The organism is Absiella sp. AM29-15, from assembly GCF_003434225.1.
GTDB classification, from domain to species: Bacteria; Bacillota_I; Bacilli_A; order Erysipelotrichales; family Erysipelotrichaceae; genus Hoskinsella; species Hoskinsella hominis.
Map to the genome: position 1 here is coordinate 1 of NZ_QVFL01000043.1, position 2,355 is coordinate 2,355.

3 protein-coding genes are annotated in these 2,355 nt (G+C 38.9%); all 3 read right to left on the bottom strand.

Annotated elements, in window-relative coordinates; translation table 11 throughout:
• Positions 1-131 precede the first annotated feature (131 nt).
• Positions 132-1,352, bottom strand: coding sequence for a tyrosine-type recombinase/integrase (locus DW761_RS20760; protein WP_009243513.1), 1,221 nt, complete (start codon positions 1,350-1,352; stop codon positions 132-134).
• 104 nt (positions 1,353-1,456) lie between these two features.
• The gene (locus DW761_RS20765; protein ID WP_004614488.1) at positions 1,457-1,651 is read right to left on the bottom strand and encodes a hypothetical protein; all 195 of its coding nucleotides are present in this window, start codon (positions 1,649-1,651) and stop codon (positions 1,457-1,459) included.
• Positions 1,652-2,090: 439 nt separating this feature from the next.
• Positions 2,091-2,333 (bottom strand): helix-turn-helix domain-containing protein, encoded by a 243-nt coding sequence (locus DW761_RS20780; RefSeq protein ID WP_117519236.1) that lies wholly within the window; start codon positions 2,331-2,333, stop codon positions 2,091-2,093.
• Between the last annotated feature and the right edge of the window lie 22 nt (positions 2,334-2,355).

Here is a 2,355-nt window from a genome sequence, read left to right on the forward strand (position 1 = left end):
TGAGTGCTAATATTTTTGTTATTTTTTTGCAAACCCTTTAAAATCAATGGTTTGCAGTATCTTATTTCTTTTGAAATTGTGATTTTTTCTGTTTTGACACCAATTTGACACCAATTTTTCTTTTTATGGTGTCAAGCATTTAACACCATACTATCTAGTCTTGCAATCTCATTTTCAATCCTTGTCAGCTCTCCAATATGATTGTACACTTCCATTGTTACATCTATATGAGCGTGTCCCATAATATATTGAAGAACTTTTACGTCCATACGGCACTCTGCCATTCTGGTACAAGCTGTGTGACGCATTACATGAGCTGAAAACTTTGGTAACAGCTCTGCTTTCCTATGCTCTTTTTTTGCTCTCTCTACTTCGGTTTTGTTATATGCGTCTACAATGTTATATAAAACACTATTTACGCCATTCGGCATAAGCGGTCTGCCCGATTTCGCTGTAAAGACAAACCCCGAATACCCGTCCACCTCAATGCTCTTATCCTTTGCAAGCATGAAATTGATTTTCCTTTGTTCCTCAAAGGCTTTTGCAACTTCTTGTGTCATAGGTATAATACGAATACCCGACTCCGTTTTTGGTGTTGATATATGGAACTTGCAACCGTCGCCTAAATTCTTATATATGAGCTGGTGGTCTACATTAACCGTTTTCGCCTTGATGTTTATATCTTTCCATGTAAGACCAATCAACTCCCCACACCTTAACCCCGTACCAATCATTATGGTAAACATGGGATAATATGTGTTATAGACATTGCTCTGTTTTACAAACTCCATAAACTTTTCTTGTTGAGAAACTGTTAAGGCTTCTTTTTCCTCTGCTGGTTTTCCATAATCACTAATGGAACTTTTTGCAGGGTTCTTTCGGATAATATCATCATCAACAGCCATTTCTAATGCAGGATAAAGCAGGTTGTGAATATACTTGATTGTAGAATAAGCATATCCAGCTTTGGAAAGTTTCGCATAATACGCTTTAATATGTGAGGGTAAAAGCTGAACAACTTTAATATTTCCAATCTCGTCTTTTACTCTGTTTTCCCAAGCACGAACATAACTAACTCTTGTAGTATCAGCCAGCTCACGAGTTGCCATATAACGCTCAAACAACGTGTTAAGCGTCATTTTTTTGATTGCTCCGTCTGTCAATATATTATCTTCCATATCTTTTGCAATCTGCTTCTCTTTTTCTCGAAGCTCTGGTAAATCTTGTGCATAGACTGTCAATCTCTTGCCTGTTCTTACATCTGTATAACGATAACTGTATCTTCCATCATTACGCCAGTTTTCGCCCTCTCTTAATTTTCTTCCTTTTGGGTCTTTTCTACTAATTGCCATGAGAACCATTCCTTTCTGAAAAAGCCTCTTTTCTTGTTCTCACAGCGTGCTTTGTCCTTTCTTATTATACTACACACGCCAGAGAACATAAATAGAAAATTGCTCTATTCTTCCAAATATAACAAGTATTTCTTGACTTTTTCTATGGAATAAAGAACCCTGCGACCTATCACAATTTTTGCTCCTGCCTGCTCGCCAATCTTTCTTGCAGTAGCACGACCACAAGATAACATAGCAGACAGTCCCTCTATATCAACAGCAATCGGCTGTTCCGTTGCTCTTATCTTCGTTTTATTCATATTCCAACACCTTACCTCGCTGGAACATCACATCATTTAACACATCAGTATTTAACATAATGTAACACCCCCTTTACTGTGTGTCTATTTTATAAGTTACATAAGCAGGCAGACGGCTTTGGAAAGCTCCGTTAGTATCTCAACTATTCCCATTCTTGTGGGCAGAACCGCACCATGCGGACGTATCATTATTCTGTGAGAATAGGTCGTGGCAAAACGACTTTTCCAACAGTCGCTCTCGGATCACTGCGTGGGTCGCTCGCTTTCTTTTGAAAAGGTCGTGGCGTACAGTCCCCGTGGCTCGCTATCTCACAAACGTATCTGTCTGCTTTATTCAGTTGTCAAAGAACTGTGGCGAAAGCGTGTTGCTTTCATGTAAAAGCAAGGGCAGAGCAGGAAAGAGGGGATTGAACAAATCATGCTCTGCGGTTACTGCTAGTTATTCTTCGGTTTCTAAAGGAATATCAAAGTCCAAAATCATTTTGATAAGTGCTTCTCTGATACGTCCTTTTAATTCCATGTCTACGACTATGCAGACATTACCATATCTGTCGTAGAACGGACGCAAACAACATTTTGATATGTACGGGTCATACAATGCCAGTATCTTTTCAATCGCATTTACGTTGCCGTCCACAGCCGACGAAATAAGGTAAAATGACGGGCGTGTGTTATTCATCATTCATGTTCTCCTTTAATTTTTT